Genomic DNA, 21,037 nt, shown 5'->3' on the forward strand with positions numbered 1-21,037 from the left:
AGGGGCGCGGCCCGCAGACCTAGATGGCCCCGCGCGGTCGGAGGCTGGGCAGGCCACGGGCCCCCGAACCCGCGGTCCGAAGGCCCAAACGCTTGAAGGTCCAAGGGCCAGGAGTGTCAGAGGGGCGGTTGCGGGCCCACGAGAGCCGGCCAGCCCCGGGCCACACGGACTACAGGGGCAGAGGCGCAGCGGAGAGAGCCAAACCCCAGAAGCCAAACCCTCAAACGGGTCTTACAGGCCCGAGAGGCGTTGGCCCGCGCGGACTACTGCCATGGCGTGGCGGTCGCCTGGGCGGCGGCCCAGGCGTTCGATCGGGCCTGAGACGCTGATCGAGGCGATCACGCGCCCCGTGCGGTCGCGGATCGGGGCCGAGACGCTGGCCACACCTGGCTCGCGCTCCGCGACGCTCTGCGCCCACCCGCGACGCCGGACCTCGGCCAGCGTGCGGCCGGTAAACTTGCACCTGGGCAGCAGGGGCATGACCGCCTCCGGTGGCTCCCAGGCGAGCAGGATCTGGGCGGCCGAGCCGGCCGTCATCGGGAGCACCGAGCCGACCGGCACCGTGTCGCGTAGGCCGCTGGCGCGTTCCGCGGCGGCTACGCAGATTCGTTCGTCGGCGCGGCGCAGATACAACTGCGCGCTTTCGCCGGTCGCGTCCCGCAATGCGGACAGCAGCGGGTCGGCGGCGGTGAGCAAGACATCGGGCGCCGCGTTGGCCAGCTCGCCCAGGCGCGGGCCGGGGCGCCAGCGTCCCTGCGAGTCCCGCACGAGCATGCGATGGATCTCCAACGCCTGCGCCAGACGGTGCGCGGTGGCCCGGGGCAACCGGGTCCGCTCCACGAGTTCGGCCAGGCTGGCGCCGTCGACACAGGCCGCGAGAATGACCACCGCCTTGTCGAGGACGCCGACACCGCTCATACTGTGTCCCACAAGCCGAAACATACCTCCCAGAATTTAGGATGTCCAGATGGTGGGAGTCACGCCTAAGCCAACGTCGCCGAGGACCCTGGCCGAGAAGGTCTGGGACGCGCATGTGGTGCGATCCGCCGAGGGCGAGCCCGATCTGCTCTTCATCGACCTGCACCTGCTGCACGAGGTGACCAGCCCGCAGGCGTTCGACGGTCTGCGCACCGCCGGCCGCACCGTGCGGCGCACCGATCTCACGCTCGCGACGGAAGACCACAACACGCCCACGGGTTACACGAACCCGGCGTTCAACCTCCGGCGCGGCGATCCGCTGACGATCGCCGACCCGACGTCGCGCACCCAGATCGAGACGCTGCGCCGCAACTGCGCCGAGTTCGGCATCCGGCTGCACCCGCTGGGCGACGACAACCAGGGCATCGTGCACGTGATCGGGCCGCAGTTGGGCGTGACCCAGCCCGGCATGACGATCGTGTGCGGCGACTCACACACCGCCACCCACGGCGCGTTCGGCGCCCTGGCCTTCGGCATCGGCACGAGCGAGGTCGAGCACGTGCTGGCCACGCAGACCCTGCCCCAGTCCCGCCCGAAGACCATGGCGGTCAACGTGGTCGGCGACCTGGCGCCCGGCGTCACCGCCAAAGACCTTGTGCTGGCGCTGATCGCGCAGGTGGGCACCGGCGGCGGTCGCGGCCACATCGTGGAATACCGGGGCGAGGCGATCCGGAACCTCTCGATGGAGGGCCGGATGACGATCGCCAACATGTCCATCGAGTGGGGCGCCAAGGCCGGCATGATCGCGCCGGACGAGACCACCTACGCCTACCTGAAGGGCCGGCCGTACGCGCCGCAGGGCGACGCTTGGGACGCCGCACTGGACTACTGGCGCGGCCTGCCCACCGACGACGGCGCGGTGTTCGACACCGAGGTGACCCTCGACGCCGCCGGCATCAGCCCGTTCGTCACCTGGGGCACCAACCCGGGCCAGGGTGTGGCGCTCGACGGCAGCGTGCCGGCGCCGGCCGACTTCGGCACCGAGGCCGAGCGGGTGGCCGCCACCCGGGCCCTGGAATACATGGCGCTGACGCCCGGCACCCCGATGCGCGACCTCGCCGTCGACGTCGTGTTCGTCGGCTCCTGCACCAACGGGCGACTGGAGGACCTGCGCGCCGCGGCCGACGTGATCCGCGGCCACCGCGTCGCGCAGGGCGTACGCATGCTCGTGGTGCCCGGTTCCGCGGCGGTGCGCGAGGCGGCCGAGATGGAGGGTCTCGACAAGGTCTTCGCCGACGCGGGCGCCGAGTGGCGGTTCGCCGGCTGCTCCATGTGTCTCGGCATGAACCCCGACACCCTGTCGCCCGGCCAGCGCTGCGCGTCCACCTCCAACCGCAACTTCGAGGGTCGCCAGGGTCGTGGCGGCCGCACCCACCTCGTCTCGCCACCCGTCGCCGCCGCCACCGCCGTGCGCGGCCGGCTGGCGTCGCCGGCGGACCTGTGACGTCGGCGACACCAGGGAGAGAAGAAACCATGGACAAGTTCACCGTGCACACCGGCACCGCGGTCCCGCTGCGGCGGTCCAACGTGGATACCGACCAGATCATCCCCGCGGTGTACCTCAAGCGGGTGACCCGGACGGGCTTCGCCGACGGTCTGTTCAGCGCCTGGCGCGAGGACCCGTCGTTCGTCCTCAACGACCCGGCCTACGCCGGGGGCACGGTGCTCGTCGCCGGTCCCGAGTTCGGCACGGGGTCATCGCGCGAGCACGCCGTGTGGGCCTTGCGGGACCACGGTTTCCGGGCCGTCGTCTCGCCGCGGTTCGGCGACATCTTCCGTGGCAACGCCCTCAAGGAGGGACTGCTGCCCGTCGAGCTCGAGCTGCCCGCTGTGGAAGAGCTGTGGGCGATGGTCGAAGCGGATCCCACTATCGAGGTGACGGTCGACCTGGAGCGCCGGGAAATCCGTGCGGGTGACCGGGTCTGGGCCTTCCCGCTCGACGATTTCAGCCGTTGGCGGTTGCTCGAAGGGCTGGACGACATCGGTCTCACCTTGCGCCATGAGGCGGAAATCACGGAGTATGAGCAGCACCGACCGGCCTTTCTGCCGGCTATCGGATAGCCCTTTCTCGGCCCTACGGCCGATCCCAGCGCCGAATTCGCCCCCTCCGGGTTCCTCCGGAGGGGGCGAATCCGTTACGACACAACGTCTTTTTTCGGCGAGATGTTTGTGTACCGATGACAATGGGCATACGGTGCGCGCAGAATGGCTCGCGTTGAGGCCATGCAAACATCGGAGGGAAGTTGTGAACAAAGCCGAGCTCATCGAGGCGCTCGCCGCTCGCCTGGGGGACCGGAAGACGGCGACGGCGGCGCTCGACGCGGTCCTCGCTGAGGTCCAGCAGGCGGTCACCAAGGGAGACCGGGTGGCCATCACCGGTTTCGGTGTCTTCGAAAAGCGCGTGCGCGGTGCCCGAACAGCCCGCAACCCGCGCACCGGCGAAGCGGTGAAGGTCAAGAAGACGTCCGTTCCGGCGTTCCGCGCCGGCGCCGGCTTCAAGGACATGGTCGCCAGCGGCCGCGTGCCGAAGGTCGCCGCCGCCAAGAAGACCACCGCCAAGGCCACCACCGCCAAGGCCACCACGGCGAAGGCCACCACGGCCAAGGCCACCACCGCCACGAAGGCGGCGGCCGCCAAGAAGACCGCCACCGCGACGAAGAAGGCCGCTCCCGCCAAGACGGCCGCCAAGTCCACCGCGGCGAAGAGCACCACCGCCCGCAAGGCGGCCACCGCCAAGAAGACCAGCAGCGCGGCCGCCAAGAAGACCACCACGGCACGCACCACCGCCGCGGCGAAGAAGGCCCCGGCCCGGAAGGCGCCGGCCAAGAAGGCCCGCTGACCGACGAGACAGGCAAGGCGCCCACCAGAGCCGGTGGGCGCCTTTGTCTGTCCGGGGTCCGCTGTGGACCCGGTCGGCCCTCGACGTGATCTCGCGCACTGGCGAGAATGTCTCGCGTGCGCCGCACCTTTCTGACCGCCGCCGGGATCGCGCTCGGTGTCCTGCTGCTCACCGACGTGCTCCGCGTCTGGCTTCCGTCCATCATCACCGTCTTCGGTCAGGCCGCCTCGACACCGGCCGAGCTGATGGGTGGCTTCGCGCTGCTGTGGTTCGTCGGCGCGTTCGCGGTCGTGCCGTTGCTGCGTCCGTTGGGTTCCCGGGGCGTCGCCGTGGTCGCCGGGATCGCGCTCGCCGGGTGCCGGCTCGGGCTGCTCGCCACCGACGGCGGGCAGGCACAGCTCTACGTCGCCAGCGCCGGCCTGCTCGCCGGTCTCGTCTGGCTCGCGGCGGCCGCGGTCGCCGGCCCGGATCCGTTGCCCGGCCTCGTGCTCGGGCTCGCGGCGGGCACGGGGGTGCACGCCGCCGTCGGCACGTTCGACCTGACGTGGCAGGGGAACGCATTCGCTTGGTCGGTGACTGCGCTGCTGTGCCTGGCATTCGGCGCCGTTCTGCCCGCGGTGACCGACCAGACAACCGGATCGACCCCGGCGGTCTGGTTCCTCGCGGGGCCGGTGCTGCTGCTGTGGACGATGATTGCCGGCTCGCCCGCGCTCGCGGCCACCGCGGTCTCCTACGCGCGCGGCGAGGAGGCCGGGATCGCCGGTCCCGGCCCGGGTTCGGCGCTGTGGACGGCCGCGCTGACGGCGGTGTCGGTCGGCCTGTTCGCGGCGGGCGCCCTGCTGGTGCGGCCCGGCGCCGTCGCGGCGATCGCGGGCCTCGTCACCCTCGTCGCGGGCACGGTCCTGTTCGCGCTGTCCTGGGGCGCCGGACTCGCGGCGGCGATCCCGGTCACGGCGCTGGGTCTCGGGCTCGTGCTCTGCGCCACGGGTCTGCGCGCGGGCACCGGCGAACCCAGTGCCCGGCGGGGCTTCGCGGCCGTCGGCGGCATGACCGTGTTCGCCGTCGCCGCCGTCCTCTACTACGCCGCATACGACATCGGGTATCCCAACGAGTGGGTGCCGCCCGCGGTCGCGGTCCTCGTGGCGGTCGTCGCGGGAAGGCCGCCGTACCCGCGGATCGAGGTCGACCGGTCCTGGATCGGGGTGCCCGTCGCGGCCGTGGCCGCCCTGCTGGCCGGCCTGCTGATGCCGGTCGGCCCGGCGACGACGGCCGCACCGGGCACTCCCGGCACCGTCCGGGTCGTGGCCTACAACATCCGCATGGGCTTCGGCCTCGACGGCCGGTTCGACCTCGCCGGGCTGACGGCGGCGATCAGCGCCCAGCGGCCCGACATCGTGTTGCTCAGCGAGGTCGACCGGGCCTGGTTGCTGAACGGCGGGCACGACACGCTCACGCTGCTCGCCGACCGGCTCGGCATGCCCTACCGGTTCGCGCCGGCGGCCGACGCGGTCTGGGGCGACGCCGTGCTCACCCGGCTGCCGGTCGTCTACACCGCGACGAGCCGGCTGGGCCCCGTGGGCGCACCGACGGGCGCGCAGGCCCTCGGCGTGACGGTCGACGTGGGCGGCGCGGAGCTCGCGGTGGTCTCCACCCACCTGCAGCCGCCGCCCGGCGGCGGGCCGGTGAGCCAGGCGCGGGAGGTGGCCGCGTTCGCGCGCGGCTTCGCGGCCGGCCGGGCCGTGGTGGTCGGCGGCGACCTGAACACGCAGCCCGGCGACGAGGCGTTCACGGTCTTCACCGAGGCCGGCCTGGTCGACGGCTTCGCCGCGGCCCGGCCGCTGCCGTCCTCGCCCGCCGACGCCCCGCGCGAGCAGATCGACCATCTGCTGGTGTCGCCGGAGATCGGCGTGACCGACGTGGCGGCGCCGCGCACCGAGGCGTCCGACCACCTTCCGGTCGCGGCGACCCTCACGCTGTTCTGAGACGCGGCCGCCAGCCCGCTCAGATCAACGAGGAGGCGCGAACGCGGGGTGGGGTCAGAGTCGATCGGCCGCGACCGCGCCCGCGGCGGAGAACGCCACCAGCCACCCGCCGCCCTTCGGGGTGCGGTAGTCGCCGGTCCCGTTGGCGTCCAGCAGCCGCCGCAGCGCGCCCGGCATCACCTTGCCCTGGCTGCAGGCGACGAAGTCGAGGCCGTCGGTGGCGAGCTCGGCCAGCCGGCCCGCGGTGGACAGCGATTTCTCGTCGGGGTCCTGCCCCGCGGTCGGCTCGTCGAGCGCCGAGTCCGCGACGATCGGCAGGTCCAGCCGGTCGGCCAGCGGCTGCAGGGTCTGTACGCAGCGCAGCGGCGTGGCCGAGACCAGGCGCGCCGGGCGCAGCGGCGCGAGCAGCGCCACCAGCTCGGCCGCGCGGTCCCGGCCGGAGTCGTCCAGCGGCCGGGCGGTGTCCGGGCCCGACCAGGTGCTCCGCTTGCCGGCGTGGGCGTGCCGCACCAGCCCGCAGACCGCGGTCACCGCCGGCAGGGCGGCGTAGTCGCGGACGACCCGGATGTCGTGCGAGTAGCTGAGCAGGGCGAGCGCCTCGTCGACGGGCAGCCAGCGGATCCCGTTGACCTCGTCGGCATCGACCACCACCGTCGGGTCGTCCGCCACGTATCGCATCGACCAGTAGTCGACGGTCTTCGGGATGCCCTCCCGCGCGGTGTAGCGGACGCTGGACAACCGCACCTGCGGCACGGCCCGCACACCGGTCTCCTCGGACACCTCCCGCACCGCGGCCGCCAGCGGGTGCTCGCCCGCCTCCAGCTTGCCCTTGGGCAGCGACCAGTCGTCGTACCTGGGCCGGTGCACCAGGCAGATCCGCACGCCGTCGGCCGCGGCGCGCCAGACCACGCCGCCCGCGGCCCGGATCAGGGGAGCCATCGCGTCCTTGTCGGTTCGGCGGCGACGGCCCAGGCCTCCGGGAACGCGGCCCGGACGGCCCGGATCGCCGCGCGTTCGCGCTCGAAGAGCCGGCCGGCGACGACCGCCAGGTCGGTGTCGTCGGGTGTCTGCGCGGCCAGCGACACCCAGGTGTCGGCCGCGACCGCGGCGTCCTGGTGCTCGCCGAGCAGGTTCTGCACGCGGCCCAGGGCCTTGGCCATCCTCGCGGCCGCACCGCCGATCACGGGCGCGACGGCGTCCACCGCGTACCGGGCCCGCTTGCCGTTGATCCGCACCGCGTGCCAGCGCTCGTCGGCCGCGAGCGGGTCGAGGTCGGCGGCGCCGTCGACACCCTTGGCGCCGTAGGCCAACCGCCGCCACGGCCGGGCCACCATGCGGGGCAGCAGCCGCTGCGCCGGTTGGTCGGCGGCGGCGACCACCCGCGGCTCGCGGGCCGCGTCGATCAGCAGGTCGAGCAGCGCGTGGTAGCGCGGACTGCGCAACGCCTCGTCGACCGAGGCCAGCGCCGCCCGCTGCCGGGCGTCGAGCGCGTCGTCGAGCCGGGCCACGGCCGCCGGGTCGACGGGGCAGAGCGGGTCGGCGTTGGCCGTGTGCTTCAGCCGCTCGCGGAGCACCTCGGCGTCCCGCGCCTCGCCCAGCACACCGGCGATCCAGCGCAGCTCGTCGCGCAGCCGGTCGGCCCAGTCGCGGTCGAGCAGGGCGGCGAACGTACGCAGGTCGCTGCGCAGCCGCCGGCAACCGACCCGCATCTGGTGCACCGCGGTGTCGCCGTCGTCGAGCGGCTGCCCGAGCCGGACCAGCGGGTCGTGGGCGAGGATGCGGCCGATCCCGGAACGGACCGCGGCGCTCACCACGTCGGCCGCGGACGGCTGCTCGGTCAGGTCGCCCGGTGCCGTCAGGTCGGGCGGCAGCGCGGCGGCCGCGCCCAGCGCCCGGACGTGCTTCGGGGTGAACTCGCCCTCCTGCGCGCCCGCCTCGGTCAGCGCGGCGGTGACGGCGTCGAGCAGCGCGCGGTCGCCCGCCTTGCGCTCGACCTCGATCTCGCGGAACGCCATCCGCACGCCCTTGCCGTCGAACACGGTGACGTCGTCGTCGGCCACCTCGGCCAGCACGGTGCCGTCGACGTCGCACAACTCGTACGCGTGCCGGATGGTCCGGATCTTCGCGGCCGGTGCCAGCGCCTGGCCGCGCGACCAGGCGGTGACGAGCGCGACCAGGTCGTCGGGTGCGCTGCCGGCCTTCCCGCGCCGGGAGATCTCGTGCCGCAGCCCCGGCACCGCGGCCGGCAGCTTGACCGTCCACGGCAGATCGTCGCCCTTGCGGTGCCGCAGCGAGACGCCGGCCCGGGCCAGCCGCAGATCGGGTGTGTCGTAGTAGGTCGCGGTCAGTGTCACGGGCGGGGCCGCCGCCACGGTGCCGCCCGCCGGAACCTGGTCGGTCAGGTCCGGCAGCCGGAACGCTTCGCCGGCCCCCAGCTTGCGTTCCTCCTCGATCATGCGGCCCAGCCTAGATCAGCCGGCCGTGCCGACGATACGGCGCAGCAACCGGTCCTGGACGTGTTCGAGCGGCTTGTCCAAAGTAGAGGTGCGCCGCGTCCAGCTGCCGTCGCCGTGCAGGACGAAGGCGTCGGTGTCGTCGCTCATCGAGGCCCGCAGCACGCTGTCGAGCTCGGCCCGGGCCACGTGGTCGGTGACGAGCACCAGCGCCTCCACCCGGCGGTCGAGGTTGCGGTGCATCATGTCGGCCGAGCCGATCCAGAACTCGGTGTCGGGGTCGTCGGGGTCGACGCCGAACCGGAACACCCGGGAGTGCTCGAGGAACCGGCCCAGGATCGAGTGCACCCGGATGTTGTCGGACAGGCCGCGTACGCCGGGCTTCAGCGTGCACATGCCCCGGATGATGAGGTCGACGTGCACGCCGGCCCGGGACGCCCGGTAGAGGGCGTCCACGATCTCCTCGTCGACCAGGCCGTTGGCCTTCATCTGGACCAGGCCGGCACCGCCGCGGCGGACCTTCTCGATCTCGCGGTCGATCCGCTCGATCAGGCCGCTGCGGATGCCGTGCGGCGCCACCAGCAACCGGCGGTACGCGGTCTGCCGGCTGTAGCCGGTCAACACGTTGAACAGGTCGGTCAGGTCGCGGCCCACCTCGGGATCGGCCGTCAGCATGCCGAAGTCCTCGTACAGCCGCGCGGTCTTGGGGTGGTAGTTGCCCGTGCCGATGTGGCAGTAGCGCCGGATCTGGTTGCCCTCCTGCCGCACCACGAGTGCCGTCTTGCAGTGGGTCTTGAGGCCGACCAGCCCGTAGACCACGTGGCAGCCGGCACGCTCCAGCATCCGCGCCCAGCCGATGTTGGCCACCTCGTCGAACCGCGCCTTGACCTCGACCAGCACCACCACCTGCTTGCCGGCGGTGGCGGCGTCGATCAGCGCGTCGACGATCGGCGAGTCGCCGCTGGTGCGGTAGAGCGTCTGCTTTATGGCGAGCACGTTGGGGTCGGCCGCCGCCTGCTCGATGAAGCGCTGCACGCTGGTCGAGAACGAGTGGTACGGGTGGTGCACCAGCACGTCGCCGTCGCGCAGCACCGAGAACACGCTGCGCGGCACCTCGCCCTCGACGAGCCGCGGGTGGGTGGCCGGCACGAACGGCTTGTCCTTGAGGTCGGGCCGGTCGACGTCGCCGTACACCTGCCAGAGGGACGACAGGTCGAGCAGGCCGCGGACCCGCAGGACGTCGCTGGCCTCCATGTCGAGCTCGCGGATCAGCAGCTCGAGGACGTGGTCGGAGATCGAGGCCGCGACCTCCAGCCGCACCGGCGGGCCGAACCGGCGCCGGGCCAGCTCGCGCTCGAGCGCCTGCAGCAAATCCTCGTCGCGGTCCTCGTCGACCTCGACGTCGGCGTTGCGGGTCACCCGGAACAGGTGGCACTCGACCACCTGCATGCCGGAGAAGAGCTGGCCGAGGTGGTTGGAGATGAGCTCCTCGACGGGCAGGAACCGGTTGGTACGGCCGATCCGGACGAACCGGGGCACGTTGTTGGGCACCTTGACCCGGGCGAACAGGACCTGGCCGCCGTCCGGGTCCCGCACGGAGACGGCGAGGCTCAGCGACCGGTTGGAGATGTAGGGGAACGGGTGCGCCGGGTCGACCGCCAGCGGCGTCAGCACCGGGAACACGTGGTCGCGGAAGTAGCTGCGCAGCTGCTCGCGCTCGTCGTCGGCCAGATCCGCCCAGCTCAGCAGCTCGATGCCCTCGGCGCTCAGCTTGGGCAGCACCTCGTCGACGAAGCAGGCGGCCTGCCGGGCCACCAGATCGGCGGTCTTCTCGGCGACCAGCTCGAGCTGGGTGCGCAGCGGCATCTGGTCGCCGCCGCGGACGGGCAGGCCGGCCTGGAGTCGGCGCTTGAGACCCGCGACCCGCACCATGTAGAACTCGTCGAGGTTGCTGGCGAAGATCGCGAGGAACTTGGCCCGCTCCAGCAGCGGCGTGCCGGGATCCTCCGCGAGCGAGAGCACCCGGGCGTTGAAGTCGAGCCACGACAGCTCGCGGTTGAGGAACCGGTCCTCCGGCAACGGGTCGGAGCCCAGCGGCGGCACGTCGTCCGGGGGCGGCGAGTCGGCGTTGTCGTTGGCGGTCGGCGGGGCCGGGTTCTCCGGCGCGGGGCCGTGCCCGGGGCGCGGCGCGCCGCGCCCGTGCGGCGCCTGCGAGGTGCGCGTCTCGGTCGGGCCCGCGACCGGCACCAGCTCGACCTGTTCAGCGGGCGCCATGATCGGGAGGTACCGTCCGTCGGTGCCTCGTGGGCGCGGCGTGCGTCGGCCGGGTGGTGTCTCGGTCACCCCATCATCATTACCTGATCGACCTGAACGTGAAATGCACTTGGGTCGACTCGTCAGGGCAGCGTGGGAATGGTGAGGCGGGTCACCGTTCCGGATTCGTCCTGCTCGATGCGGACCCGCTGGCCCAGGCGGAGGAGCCGCAGGCCGGAGGCGTCGAAGGCGGTCGCGGGATAGGCGAGCGAGCTGCCGTCGTCGAGCAGCACCGTGCCCGACCGGCTCGCCGGGTCGTAGGTCGCCACGGTCCCCTGCATGCCAGCACCGTAGCCCACCAGGCGGGCGGTGTGCGGGCCCAGACCGAGCCCGGCCGCCGCGGCGAGATCGGCCGCCGTGTCCACGTCCCGGCGCAGGGTGGGCCACCACCCGTCCAGGGGTACGGCGCCGGAGGCCGCGTGCGCCGCCGCCGAGCCGGGCCCGAAACACGGATCCAGGTGTACGCCCGGCGGGGTGGTCAACAGCACGGTGCCGGTGCCCGGGGCGTCAGCGGCGTACCGGCGGACCGCGCCCGCCCCGGCCTCCCGCAGCGCCGCCGTGAGCTCGCCGGGCGCGAGTGCCGGCAGGTCGGCCTGCAGGGCCGCCACCGGTCGGCCCGGCGCGGCCGCCGCACCGACCGCGAACGCCCGGTTGAGCCCGCCGCCGGCCGGTTCGGGCACGACGCGGACGCCCAGCCCGACCAGCGCCGCCGCCGCGCCCGGGTCGCCGGTGACCGCGATCACCTCGGCCACCTCGGTCGCGGCCAGGGCGGCGGTCGCGGTGTCGAGCGCGAGCGCCAGGGCGAGTCGCTCGTGCGGCACGCCGGGCAGCGCGCCCCGCAGCCGGGTCTTGCCCGTGGCGGGCGGCTTGACCGCCAGCACGACCGCCCATTCCCCACGCACGCGCCTATGGTGCCAGCCGCACTGGCTGGCCCTCCGCGCCCCCGAGCAGGCATGATTTCGCTGCGGGCCGCGCGGGCGGGCGCGCTGCGCGGCGACGAGGAGGCAGGGTGGCACGGCGGAGGCTGGGGTTCTGGCGACGGCTGGTGGTCATGCTGGTCAAGCCGGTGCTGACCGGGTGGACCAGGCGCACGTGGACCGGCATGGAGCACATCCCGGCGACCGGTGGCGCGATCATCGTGGCCAACCACCTGTCGCACGCCGACCCGGTGGTCATCGGGCACTACCTCTACGACGCCGGCCGCTGGCCGAGCTTCCTGGCCAAGGCCAGCGTCTTCCGGGTGCCGGTCGTCGGCTACATCATCAGCCGCTGCCAGCAGATCCCCGTCGAGCGCGGCTCGGTGGACGCGGCGCGCTCGTTGGACACGCTGGTCACGGCCGTCAAGGATGGCAGCAGCGTGATCATCTACCCCGAGGGCACCACGACCAAGGAGCCCGCGCTGTGGCCGATGCGGGGCAAGACCGGCGCCGCCCGGTTGGCCCTGATCACCGGCGCGCCGGTCATCCCGGTCGTGATGGACGGCCCGCAGGCGATGTTCGACCCCCGTACCGGAAAGGTCGGTGTCAAGGCGCGGATCCCGGTGCGGGTGCACGCGGGCCCGGCGATCGACCTCACGCGGTGGGCGGGCGCGGCGCCGACACGGCACACGCTGGACTCGATGACCGAGGCGATCATGCTGCACCTGCGCGACATGCTGGCCGAGATGCGCGGCGTGACCGACCCGCCGCCGCTCTGGGCACCGCCGCGGCAGCGCAAGGAGACCCCGGCCGCGGGTGAGCCGGTCGTGCCGAACGGGGACCAGGCATGAGTCATGTGGCGGTGCTCGGTGCCGGGTCGTGGGGCACGGCGTTCGCCAAGGTGCTCGGCGACGCCGGCCGCGAGGTGACCATCTGGTCGCGGCGCGAGTCGGTCGCGCGGGCCATCCGGGAGACGCGGTGCAACCCCGACTACTTCCCGGACGTACGCCTGCCGGAGCGGGTGACCGCGACCGCGGACGCCGACGCGGCGATCGCCGGAGCCGAGATCGTCGTGCTCGCGGTGCCGTCGCAGACGCTGCGCGGCAACCTCGCCGACTGGCGCGAGTCGCTCGACTCCGACGCCACGCTGGTGTCGCTGATGAAGGGCATCGAGCTCGGCACCACCAAGCGGATGAGCGAGGTGGTGATCGAGGCGGCCAACGTGCCGGCCGACCGCGTCGTGGTCGTCTCCGGCCCCAACCTGGCCCCGGAGATCGCCCTCGGGCAGCCGGCCGCGACCGTGGCCGCGGGCAGCGACCTGCGCCGGGCGACGCTGGTGCAGGACGCCATCACGACGCCGTACATGCGGCCGTACACCAACGACGACGTGGTCGGGGCCGAGCTGGGCGGGGCCGTCAAGAACGTGATCGCGCTCGCCTACGGCATCGCCGAGGCGATGGGGCTCGGTGACAACATCAAGGCCACGCTGATCACCCGCGGCCTGGCCGAGACGGCCCGGCTGGGCGTCGCGCTCGGCGCCGACCCGCTGACCTTCGCGGGCCTGTCCGGCCTCGGCGACCTGGTCGGCACCTGCCACTCGCGGTTCTCCCGCAACCGGACGTTCGGCGAGCGGCTCGGCCGCGGCGAGACGCTCGAGCAGGCGCAGGCCGCCGTCGGGCAGACCGCCGAGGGCGTCAAGAGCTGCCTTGCGATCCGCGACCTCGCCCGCAAGAACGACGTGGAGATGCCGATCACCGAGCAGGTGGAGCGGGTCTGCCACGAGGGCGCCGACCCGCGCGAGGCGCTGACGATCCTGATGACCCGCACCACGAAAGCCGAGTGAATTGACCGAGTACGGCGACGGCACGCGGTCCGCGCACGCGGGACTGCCGCCGGCGGTCCCGGGGGAGCCCTTCCTGCCGGGGCCGGTGTTCGCGGCCCCCTACCACCTCGACCCGGCGGTCGGCCCGGCCGCGTCGCCCAACGGCTACGGGCGGCCGGACAACCAGACCCGGCGGCTGCTGGAGGCCGCGATCGGATCGCTGGAGGGTGGTTCCACGCTCGCCTTCGCCAGCGGGCAGGCGGCGGTGACCGCGGTGCTGCTGTCGACCCTGCGCCCCGGCGACACCGTGGTGCTGCCGGCCGACGGCTACTACCCGGTGCGCGGCTTCGCGACCTCGACCCTGGCGGAGCTGGGCGTCACGGCGGTCTTCGCGCCGACGGCCGGGCCGGCGCCCGACTACACCGGTGTGCGGCTGGTGCTGCTGGAGACGCCGGCCAACCCAGGTCTCGACGTCTGCGACGTGGCCGCGCTCGCCGCCCGGGCGCGGGCGGCCGGGGCGTTGCTCGCCGTCGACAACACCGCCGCCACGCCGTTGGGGCAGCGGCCGCTCGACCTCGGCGCCGACATCGCGCTGGCGTCCGGCACGAAAGCCCTCACGGGCCACTCCGACCTGCTTCTCGGGTACGTGGCGACGCGTTCGCCGGAGCTGCTGGCGTCGCTGACCTCGTGGCGGGCCACGACGGGCTCGATTCCGGGCGCGTTCGACGCCTGGCTCGCCCACCGCTCGCTGTTCACCCTCGACCTGCGGCTGGCCAGGCAGTCGGCCAACGCGGCCGCGGTGGTCGCGGCGCTCGCGGAGCGGCCCGACGTGACCGGGCTGCGCTGGCCCGGCCGGCCCGGCGACCCGGCCTTCGAGGTGGCGTCCAGGCAGATGCGCCGGATCCCGGGCGTCGTCGGTTTCGACCTCGGATCGGCTTCGCGAGTGGCCCGGTTCCTGGCCGCCTCCCGGCTGGTCGCGGCGGCGACGTCGTTCGGCGGCGTGCACACCAGTGCCGACCGGCGGGAGCAGTGGGGCGACGACACCGCGCCGGGCTTCGTGCGGCTGTCCTGCGGCATCGAGGACGCGGCCGACCTGGTCGCCGACATCACCGCGGCGTTGGACGCCGCCGCCTGATCGTCGCCGGGGCCGGCGTCGTCCGTTTGAGGTGGTAGCGGTGCAGCTCGCTGGTGCCCTCCAGGCTCGGGTTCTCGCTCACCGAGACGAGCTCCCAACCCTGGCCGCCGGCCCGGTTGAGGTGGGCCAGCGCGGTCTCGCCGAACGGCGTGACGTCGAGCATCGAGCCGTCCGGCCCGTACCAGTGGAACGTGACCTCCCAGCCGGCCGCGTCGACCCGCGCCATGCGCCGGCGGACGAGCAAGGCGTACTCCCATTTCGCCATGCGCGGGGAGATTCCCCGCCGGGGCACGCGGAAAACGGCGCGTACGCTGCGTGATCGGTGGACCAGCCTGCCTCACGCGCCACGGCAGAGTAGGGTCCTGACCTGTGACGAAGCCTAGGAAGATCCGCGTCGCGGTCGTGTTCGGCGGCCGCAGCACCGAGCACGCCATTTCGGCGGTCAGTGCCGGGAGCATCCTGCGGGTGCTGGACCCCGACCAGTACGAGGTGATCCCGGTGGGCATCACCCGCGAAGGTCAGTGGGTGCTCACCGACGGTGACCCTGGCGCGCTGGCGATCGAGGGTGCGCGGCTTCCGGAGATCACCGCGAGCGCCGGCACCGCGGTGGTGCTGCCCGGCGACCCGACGTCACGCGGGCTGATGGTGGTCGAGCCGTCGGCGGGCCTCGGCGCGCTGGGCGGCGTCGACGTGGTCTTCCCGGCGCTGCACGGCGCCTACGGCGAGGACGGCACCATTCAGGGGCTGCTGGAGATGGCCGACATTCCTTATGTGGGCGCCAACGTGTTCGCCAGCGCCGCCGCGATGGACAAGGAGTTCACCAAGAAGCTCGCGGCGGCGGAGGGCATCCCGGTCGGGCCCTACGCGGTCCTGCGCAACGGCCAGTCGTTGAGCGAGGCCGAGAAGGAGCGCCTGGGGCTGCCGGTGTTCGTGAAGCCGTCGCGGGCCGGTTCGTCGTACGGGATCACCCGGATCACCGACTGGGCCGACCTCGACGCCGCCGTCGCGACCGCCCGGCAGATCGACCCGAAGGTGCTCGTCGAGGCGGCGATCGTGGGCCGCGAGGTCGAGTGCGGGGTGCTCGAGGCCGAGGCCGGGGGCAGCGCGGAGGCTTCGCTGCTGGCCGAGATCCGGGTGACGGGCGAGGGCCACGAGTTCTACGACTTCGAGGCCAAGTATCTGGGCGAGGACTGCGAGTACGACATTCCCGCGCGGCTGCCGGAGGGTGTGGCGCGGACGGTGCAGGACTATGCGGTGCGCACGTTCAACGCGATCGACTGCGCGGGCCTGGCCCGCGTCGACTTCTTCGTCACCGACGACAACCAGGTGCTGCTCAACGAGATCAACACAATGCCGGGCTTCACGGCGACGTCGATGTTCCCGCGGATGTGGGCGGCCAGCGGGCTCGAATACCCGAAGCTGGTCGACCGCCTGATCCGCACGGCCCTGCGCCGCGGCACGGGCCTGCACTAGGTCCCTGTTGGTCAGACCGCCGTGAAGTAGCGGCGGAGACGGGCGGCGAGCGCGGCCACTTCGGCCTCGCCGCCGCGCGGCGCACCGGGCCAGTAGGCACTGTCGTGCCACGGAGTCTCGTCCGGCATGCCCCGGTGGCGGGGGAAGACGTGCTGGTGGAAATGCGGGATGCCGCGCCCGATGACGGCGGAGAACACGTGCTCGGGGTCAAGCTCGGCCCGAACGGCGATGGCGGCACGCCGCACAGCCGACCCGACGGCGGCGGCCTCGACATCGGTAAGATCATCGAGGTACGGCACGTGCCGCAAGGTCTCGACGAACAAGTATCCGAGGACGACGCCGCCCTCCCCCTGCGACCCATGCGAAACGGCGACGAGATCGTCACGCCAGATCTCCGGACCGACCAGGGGCCCTTCACCACGATGCTTGGCACAGATGAGACAGTCATCCATGCTGCGGCAGTCTAGGGTCTCTCGACCGGCCCCGCCCGCCCCGCAAATGCGCCGAAGGCCGCAGCCCCGCAGTGGCTTCATCGCGGGGTCGCGCGGCGGGGATGCCGCTCCGCGGCGGCTTGGTTCGTTGGCTGCGGGGAAGACTTGGGCGCGCTTGGCCCTTGGTCGGCGCTTCGGTCCACTCGCGGCTCGCGGCTCGCGGTGAATCTGGTGTCGCCTTACGGCGGACCGATTCCTAGGTTGCCGGGGTGGTGCGGCTGGTCCGGCTCTCAGCCGGCGCCTGCTTCCTCCGCGGCCCCACTGCCGATCGCGATATCCGGGTGTCGGGGGCGGGCTGGTTTCCTCGGTTGCCGCGGAGCCGGGATTGACTCCTAGTCGGCGCCTGCATTCGCGGCGCCCTGCTGCTGGCCTGCTGCGGACTCGAATGTTGCGTGCGGCGACAGAGAGTCCGCTTCAGCGACGCGACCCTGAGTTCCGGCGTACTTGGGCGCCGCGGTGGCGTGGCCCCGTGGCGTTCGCCTTGGCGGCGGTGTTGGACGCCTTTGGGCATGCTCTTTGGGTCGGCGCCTCCTCGTCGCGGGGGCCCATCGCGGGTTGCGCTGGGCCCGGCGGCCCCTGCGGTCACGCGACCCTGTCGTGGCGCATCCGAGTGGCGTTGGGCGAGGCTCTAATCCGCCGGTTGCTCTCCATGCGACGGCGTGTGGCCAGGTTGCGGTGGACTTGGACGCCGCCTTGCGACCGCGTGCGCCTGGGTTGCCGTGGACCTGGACGCTGTTGCGGTGCGGTCACCCGGCCGCGCGGCCGGCGCTAACCAACCCCGTGGGTCAGCCCTTCTCCAGGTATTCCGCGCGTTCCTCGTCGACCAGCAGGGCGATCGACCGCGCCAGCGCCGAGTGCGCGGTCAGGTTCGGGTCCGCGGTCACCAGGTCGATGGCCTCCTGGCGGGCCTCGCCGATCAGTTTCTCGTCCTTCAGCAACGAGAGCAGCCGTAGGTGGGAGCGGCGGCCTGACTGCGTCGCGCCCAGGACGTCGCCCTCGCGGCGCTGTTCCAGGTCCAGTTCCGCGAGCTTGAACCCGTCCGTTGTGGAGGCGACCGCGTCCAGGCGTTCGCGGGCCGGGGAGCCTTCGGGTGCCTCCGTGACCAGCAGGCAGAGGCCCGCGGCGGAGCCCCGGCCCACGCGGCCGCGGAGTTGGTGCAGTTGGGAGACGCCGAAGCGGTCGGCGTCCAGCACGATCATCACGGTCGCGTTGGGGACGTCGACGCCTACCTCGACCACCGTGGTGGCGACCAGGACATCCAAATCTCCGGCCGCGAAGGAGCGCATCACCGCGTCCTTCTCGTCGGCCGGCAAGCGGCCGTGCAGCACGCCGATGCGGAGGCCGTGCAGTGGGCCCTCGGCGAGCAGCGGTGCCACCTCGGTCACCGCGAGCGGGGGGCGGCGGGCCGTGCCGTCGTCGTCGGGTGGTGGCTGGTCGTCGGTGTCGGAGGCGGTGCCGTCGCCGATGCGTGGACAGACCACGTAGGCCTGATGACCCGCCTCGACCTCCTCGCGTAGCCGGCGCCACGCGCGGTCGAGGAAGGCCGGCTTGTCGGCCGCCGGCACCACGTGCGAGGCGATCGGCGACCGGCCGCTCGGCAACTGGGAGAGCGTCGACACCTCGAGGTCGCCGTAGACGGTCATGGCCACCGTGCGCGGGATCGGGGTCGCGGTCATCACCAGCGTGTGCGGTGGCTGGTCGGCCTTGGCCCGCAGCGCGTCGCGCTGCTCGACGCCGAAGCGGTGCTGCTCGTCGACGACGACCAGGCCGAGGTCGTTGAACTCGACGCCCTCGTAGAGGAGGGCGTGGGTGCCGATCACGATGCCCGCGGTGCCGGAGGACACCTCGGCGGCCGCCGCCCGGCGCGCGGCGGCGCCCAGCGACCCGGTGACCAGGGCGACGCGGGTGCCCGCCGGATCGCCGTCGAGCTCGCCGGCCCGGCCGAGCGGGCCCAGCAGCGCCGAGATGCCCCGGTGGTGCTGGGCCGCCAGCACCTCGGTCGGTGCCAGCAGGGTGGCCTGCCCGCCCGCGTCGACGACCTGCAGCATGGCCCGCAGCGCGCAGACCGTCTTGCCGGAACCCACCTCGCCCTGCAGCAGCCGGTGCATCGGGTGCGTGGTGGCCAGGTCGGCGGCGATCTCGGTGCCGACCCGGCGCTGGCCCTCGGTCAGCTCGTAGGGCAGCCGGCTGTCGAACGTGGACAGCAGCCCGTCGGGGTCGGCCGGACGGGGCCGGGCCGGCAGCGCCGTCGCCCGCATCTTGCGCTGGACCAGGGTGAGCTGCACCGCGAACGCCTCGTCCCACTTGAGCCGGCGGCGCGCCCGCTCGAGGTCTTCGCGGGAGCCGGGCCGGTGGATCTCGCGCAGCGCGGTGTCGAGCGGCACCAGATTGCGACCGGCCCGGACGGTGGCCGGCAGCGGATCGTCGACCGGGGCCAGGGTGTCGAGCACGACCCGGACGCAGCGGGCGATCGTCCAGGTCGGCACCGCGCCGGCCGCCGGGTAGACCGGGATCAGCGCGCCGGCGAACTCCTCGATCTCCTCGGAGGCCTCGCCCTCGTCGCCCAGCAGCACGTAGTCGGGGCCGTTGAGCTGCCGCTTGCCGCGGAACTCGGTGACCTTGCCGGCGAACAGGCCCCACCGCCCCGGCCGCAGGTCGCGCTCGCGCCAGGCCTGGTTGAAGAACGTCAGCGTGAGCAGGCCGCCGGTGCCGTCCTCGACCAGCACCTCGAGCAGCTTGCCGCTGCGCTGCCGCATCGGTCGTGTGGTGGCCCGGCGCACCTGGCCGAGCACCGTCACGTCCTCGCCGACCGAGAGCGAGCGGATGTCGGTGTGCTCGCCGCGCTCGTCGTAGCGGCGCGGGAAGTGATAGACGAGCTCGCCGACGGTACGGAGGTCGAGGTGCTTGTCGAGGGCCTTGGCGGTCTTGTCGCCGAGCACCTTCTTGAGCGGCTCGTCCAGTGTGGTCATTCGACACCGACCAGGAGCGGGTAGTGCGGGTGGCCGCCGGCGTAGGCGTGCACCTCGACGAACGGCCAGTGCGCGGCGGCGTGGGCGGTCAACGCCTCGGCCAGCCCGGGCGGGGCGTCGGCGCCGGTGACCAGGGTGACCAACTCGCCACCGCCGCCGAGGAGCCGGTCGAGCAGGTCCCGGCCGGTGCCGACCAGGTCGGTGCCGATCAGGTGCACCTCGCCGTCGACCAGCCCGAGCACGTCGCCGCGGCGGCACGGGCCGGCCATGGTCAGCGCGTCGCGGCTGGCGAAGCAGACCTCCGCGTAGCGACAGGCGCCCGCCGCCTCGGCCATCGCGATGACGTCGTCGTCGAACGCGCGGGCCGGGTCGCGCACGGCCAGCGCGGCCAGCGCCTGCACGGGGGAGCGGGTCGGCACCACGCGGACGGCCGCCGTCGCCTCGCGGGCCGCCGCGGCGGCCACCGGCTGCGTGTTGGGGTCGTTGGGGAGCACCACGACGTGCGCGGCGCGGGTGGCGGTGATCGCCGCGAGCAGCTCGCCGGTGGACGGGTTGGCGGCGACCACCACGGCGCCCTCGGCCTCGAACAGCGCGGCCATCCCGGTGCCGGCGGCCACCACGACCACCGCCCGGTCGGGACCGTCGCCGGCGAGCTGGTCGTCGAACCGGGTCACGGCGATGCGGTGCGGGCGGCCGGCCTCGACACCGGCCTCGATCGCCGCGCCGGCGTCGTTGACGTGGACGTGGACGTTCCAGGTGGAGTCGTCGCCCTCGCCGGTGCCGACGACGACCAGCGAGTCGCCCAGCTCGGCGAGCCGGGCGCGGAGCTTCTCGACCGCCGGCTCGGGGGCGTCGAGCAGGAACTGCACCTCGTAGGCGAACTCGGCGGAGCCGCTCTCGCGCGCGGCGACCAGCGGCCGGCGGGTGCGGGGCGCCGCCACGATCCGGGGCTCGGGCAACCGCTCGCCGGTCACCACCTCGACCAGGGCGTCGAGCAGCACGCACAGCCCACGGCCACCGGCGTCGACCACACCGGCCCGGGCCAGCGCGGGCAGCTGCTCCGGCGTGCGGGCCAGCGCCTCGGCGGCGGCACCGGCGGCGGCCCGCACGACCTCGGCCAACGGGCCCGGAGCGTGCTCGGCCGCGGTGGCGGCGGCCGCGGCGACCGACAGCACCGTGCCCTCGACGGGCTCGGCGACCGCGCCGTAGGCCGCGTCGGCGCCCGCGCGCAGCCCGCGGGCCAGCGCCGGACCGTCGAGCACGGGCACCGCCGAGGTCGCGTCGGCCAGCCCGCGCAGCACCTGGGAGACGATCACGCCGGAGTTGCCCCGGGCACCGAGCAGCGCACCGCGGGCCATCAGCCGCAGCACCTGGCCGTGCGGCGTCGGGTCGCCCTCGGCGGACGGGTCGAACACGAGCGCCTCGTGGGCCGAGGTCATCGTGAGCACGAGGTTGGTGCCGGTGTCGCCGTCGGGCACCGGGTAGACGTTGAGCTCGTCGATCTCGCTCTGGTGGCGGCGCAGGCCCGCGAGCGCAGCCGCGCACCAGCGGCGCAGGGCCGTGGCGTCGAGGCTCTCCAACACGCATCCGAGCCTATCGGTTGCCCCCGACAACTCCGGCTCTCCCGGCACGGCGCTCATCGCCGCCCGTTCGGGCGATCAACGC

Annotated in this window: 16 protein-coding genes and 1 pseudogene; 9 read left to right on the forward strand and 8 right to left on the reverse strand. The window is 73.5% G+C overall.

Translation table 11 applies throughout. From position 1 onward, the window contains the following. Positions 1 to 231 precede the first annotated feature (231 nt). Complete coding sequence (locus Asi02nite_RS12975) at positions 232 to 918, reverse strand: IclR family transcriptional regulator (RefSeq protein ID WP_203712846.1); 687 nt, start codon at positions 916 to 918, stop codon at positions 232 to 234. A 49-nt stretch (positions 919 to 967) separates the two neighbouring features. Here Asi02nite_RS12975 and leuC point away from each other — a divergent pair, with 49 nt between their 5' ends. The 4 genes from leuC to Asi02nite_RS12995 all read left to right on the forward strand — a co-directional run bounded on the left by leuC (position 968) and on the right by Asi02nite_RS12995 (position 5,799). Next, the gene (gene leuC, locus Asi02nite_RS12980; RefSeq protein ID WP_203712848.1) at positions 968 to 2,422 is read left to right on the forward strand and encodes a 3-isopropylmalate dehydratase large subunit; all 1,455 of its coding nucleotides are present in this window, start codon (positions 968 to 970) and stop codon (positions 2,420 to 2,422) included. A gap of 29 nt (positions 2,423 to 2,451) precedes the next feature. Then, positions 2,452 to 3,039 carry a 3-isopropylmalate dehydratase small subunit gene (leuD, locus tag Asi02nite_RS12985; protein WP_203712849.1) on the forward strand — a complete coding sequence of 196 codons (588 nt, stop codon included), beginning with the start codon at positions 2,452 to 2,454 and terminating at the stop codon, positions 3,037 to 3,039. A gap of 184 nt (positions 3,040 to 3,223) precedes the next feature. After that, entirely contained in the window at positions 3,224 to 3,817 is a 594-nt protein-coding gene (locus Asi02nite_RS12990) for an HU family DNA-binding protein (RefSeq protein ID WP_203712850.1), read from the forward strand. 107 nt (positions 3,818 to 3,924) lie between these two features. Further along, positions 3,925 to 5,799: an endonuclease/exonuclease/phosphatase family protein gene (locus tag Asi02nite_RS12995; protein ID WP_203712851.1), complete on the forward strand. Its 1,875-nt coding sequence runs from the start codon at positions 3,925 to 3,927 to the stop codon at positions 5,797 to 5,799. Positions 5,800 to 5,853: 54 nt separating this feature from the next. On the opposite strand, the gene Asi02nite_RS13000 is transcribed toward Asi02nite_RS12995, so the two are convergent. The 4 genes and pseudogenes from Asi02nite_RS13000 to cofC form a co-directional block, all read right to left on the reverse strand. After that, positions 5,854 to 6,738 (reverse strand): NUDIX hydrolase, encoded by an 885-nt coding sequence (locus Asi02nite_RS13000; RefSeq protein WP_203712852.1) that lies wholly within the window; start codon positions 6,736 to 6,738, stop codon positions 5,854 to 5,856. After that, on the reverse strand, positions 6,726 to 8,255 hold the full coding sequence (locus Asi02nite_RS13005; RefSeq protein WP_203712853.1) for a CYTH and CHAD domain-containing protein: 1,530 nt from the start codon (positions 8,253 to 8,255) through the stop codon (positions 6,726 to 6,728). Before Asi02nite_RS13005 ends, Asi02nite_RS13000 begins: the two co-directional genes overlap by 13 nt. Positions 8,256 to 8,270: 15 nt before the next feature. Continuing rightward, entirely contained in the window at positions 8,271 to 10,499 is a 2,229-nt protein-coding gene (locus tag Asi02nite_RS13010) for an RNA degradosome polyphosphate kinase (protein WP_373312250.1), read from the reverse strand. A gap of 338 nt (positions 10,500 to 10,837) precedes the next feature. Next, positions 10,838 to 11,467: pseudogene (cofC, locus tag Asi02nite_RS41560) on the reverse strand (2-phospho-L-lactate guanylyltransferase); the annotation flags it as partial. 107 nt (positions 11,468 to 11,574) lie between these two features. On the opposite strand from cofC, the gene Asi02nite_RS13020 reads away from it, so the two are divergent. The 3 genes from Asi02nite_RS13020 to Asi02nite_RS13030 are packed head-to-tail and all read left to right on the forward strand — an operon-like array spanning position 11,575 to position 14,439. Continuing rightward, positions 11,575 to 12,333 (forward strand): lysophospholipid acyltransferase family protein, encoded by a 759-nt coding sequence (locus tag Asi02nite_RS13020; protein WP_203712856.1) that lies wholly within the window; start codon positions 11,575 to 11,577, stop codon positions 12,331 to 12,333. After that, positions 12,330 to 13,325 (forward strand): NAD(P)H-dependent glycerol-3-phosphate dehydrogenase, encoded by a 996-nt coding sequence (locus Asi02nite_RS13025; RefSeq protein WP_203712858.1) that lies wholly within the window; start codon positions 12,330 to 12,332, stop codon positions 13,323 to 13,325. The genes Asi02nite_RS13020 and Asi02nite_RS13025 overlap by 4 nt, the downstream gene beginning before the upstream one ends. A gap of 1 nt (position 13,326) precedes the next feature. Beyond that, complete coding sequence (locus Asi02nite_RS13030; RefSeq protein ID WP_203712860.1) at positions 13,327 to 14,439, forward strand: cystathionine gamma-lyase; 1,113 nt, start codon at positions 13,327 to 13,329, stop codon at positions 14,437 to 14,439. Here the strand turns inward: Asi02nite_RS13030 and Asi02nite_RS13035 are convergent. Further along, the gene (locus Asi02nite_RS13035) at positions 14,411 to 14,704 is read right to left on the reverse strand and encodes a hypothetical protein (protein WP_203712861.1); all 294 of its coding nucleotides are present in this window, start codon (positions 14,702 to 14,704) and stop codon (positions 14,411 to 14,413) included. The genes Asi02nite_RS13030 and Asi02nite_RS13035 overlap by 29 nt on opposite strands. Before the next feature lie 104 nt (positions 14,705 to 14,808). On the opposite strand from Asi02nite_RS13035, the gene Asi02nite_RS13040 reads away from it, so the two are divergent. Together Asi02nite_RS13040 and Asi02nite_RS41565 are read left to right on the forward strand one after the other, a co-directional pair. Continuing rightward, positions 14,809 to 15,912, forward strand: coding sequence for a D-alanine--D-alanine ligase family protein (locus Asi02nite_RS13040; protein ID WP_203712862.1), 1,104 nt, complete (start codon positions 14,809 to 14,811; stop codon positions 15,910 to 15,912). Between the two features lie 134 nt (positions 15,913 to 16,046). After that, complete coding sequence (locus Asi02nite_RS41565) at positions 16,047 to 16,379, forward strand: hypothetical protein (RefSeq protein WP_239126683.1); 333 nt, start codon at positions 16,047 to 16,049, stop codon at positions 16,377 to 16,379. 809 nt (positions 16,380 to 17,188) lie between these two features. Here the strand turns inward: Asi02nite_RS41565 and recG are convergent. Together recG and fakA are read right to left on the reverse strand one after the other, a co-directional pair. Next, positions 17,189 to 19,372, reverse strand: a complete 2,184-nt coding sequence (gene recG, locus Asi02nite_RS13050) for an ATP-dependent DNA helicase RecG (protein WP_203712864.1) — start codon at positions 19,370 to 19,372, stop codon at positions 17,189 to 17,191. Further along, positions 19,369 to 20,955 carry a DAK2 domain-containing protein gene (fakA, locus tag Asi02nite_RS13055; RefSeq protein ID WP_203712865.1) on the reverse strand — a complete coding sequence of 529 codons (1,587 nt, stop codon included), beginning with the start codon at positions 20,953 to 20,955 and terminating at the stop codon, positions 19,369 to 19,371. The genes recG and fakA overlap by 4 nt, the downstream gene beginning before the upstream one ends. Between the last annotated feature and the right edge of the window lie 82 nt (positions 20,956 to 21,037).

The organism is Asanoa siamensis, from assembly GCF_016862555.1.
GTDB classification, from domain to species: domain Bacteria; phylum Actinomycetota; class Actinomycetes; order Mycobacteriales; family Micromonosporaceae; genus Asanoa; species Asanoa siamensis.

What these genes read in the sequence shown, in the direction of transcription:
- Asi02nite_RS12975 (WP_203712846.1), bottom strand. Translation starts at nt 918, where the DNA reads ATGAGCGGTGTCGGCGTCCTCGACAAGGCGGTGGTCATTCTCGCGGCC.
- leuC (WP_203712848.1), top strand. Translation starts at nt 968, where the DNA reads ATGGTGGGAGTCACGCCTAAGCCAACGTCGCCGAGGACCCTGGCCGAG.
- leuD (WP_203712849.1), top strand. Translation starts at nt 2,452, where the DNA reads ATGGACAAGTTCACCGTGCACACCGGCACCGCGGTCCCGCTGCGGCGG.
- Asi02nite_RS12995 (WP_203712851.1), top strand. Translation starts at nt 3,925, where the DNA reads ATGTCTCGCGTGCGCCGCACCTTTCTGACCGCCGCCGGGATCGCGCTC.
- Asi02nite_RS13000 (WP_203712852.1), bottom strand. Translation starts at nt 6,738, where the DNA reads ATGGCTCCCCTGATCCGGGCCGCGGGCGGCGTGGTCTGGCGCGCCGCG.
- Asi02nite_RS13005 (WP_203712853.1), bottom strand. Translation starts at nt 8,255, where the DNA reads ATGATCGAGGAGGAACGCAAGCTGGGGGCCGGCGAAGCGTTCCGGCTG.
- Asi02nite_RS13025 (WP_203712858.1), top strand. Translation starts at nt 12,330, where the DNA reads ATGAGTCATGTGGCGGTGCTCGGTGCCGGGTCGTGGGGCACGGCGTTC.
- Asi02nite_RS13035 (WP_203712861.1), bottom strand. Translation starts at nt 14,704, where the DNA reads ATGGCGAAATGGGAGTACGCCTTGCTCGTCCGCCGGCGCATGGCGCGG.
- recG (WP_203712864.1), bottom strand. Translation starts at nt 19,372, where the DNA reads ATGACCACACTGGACGAGCCGCTCAAGAAGGTGCTCGGCGACAAGACC.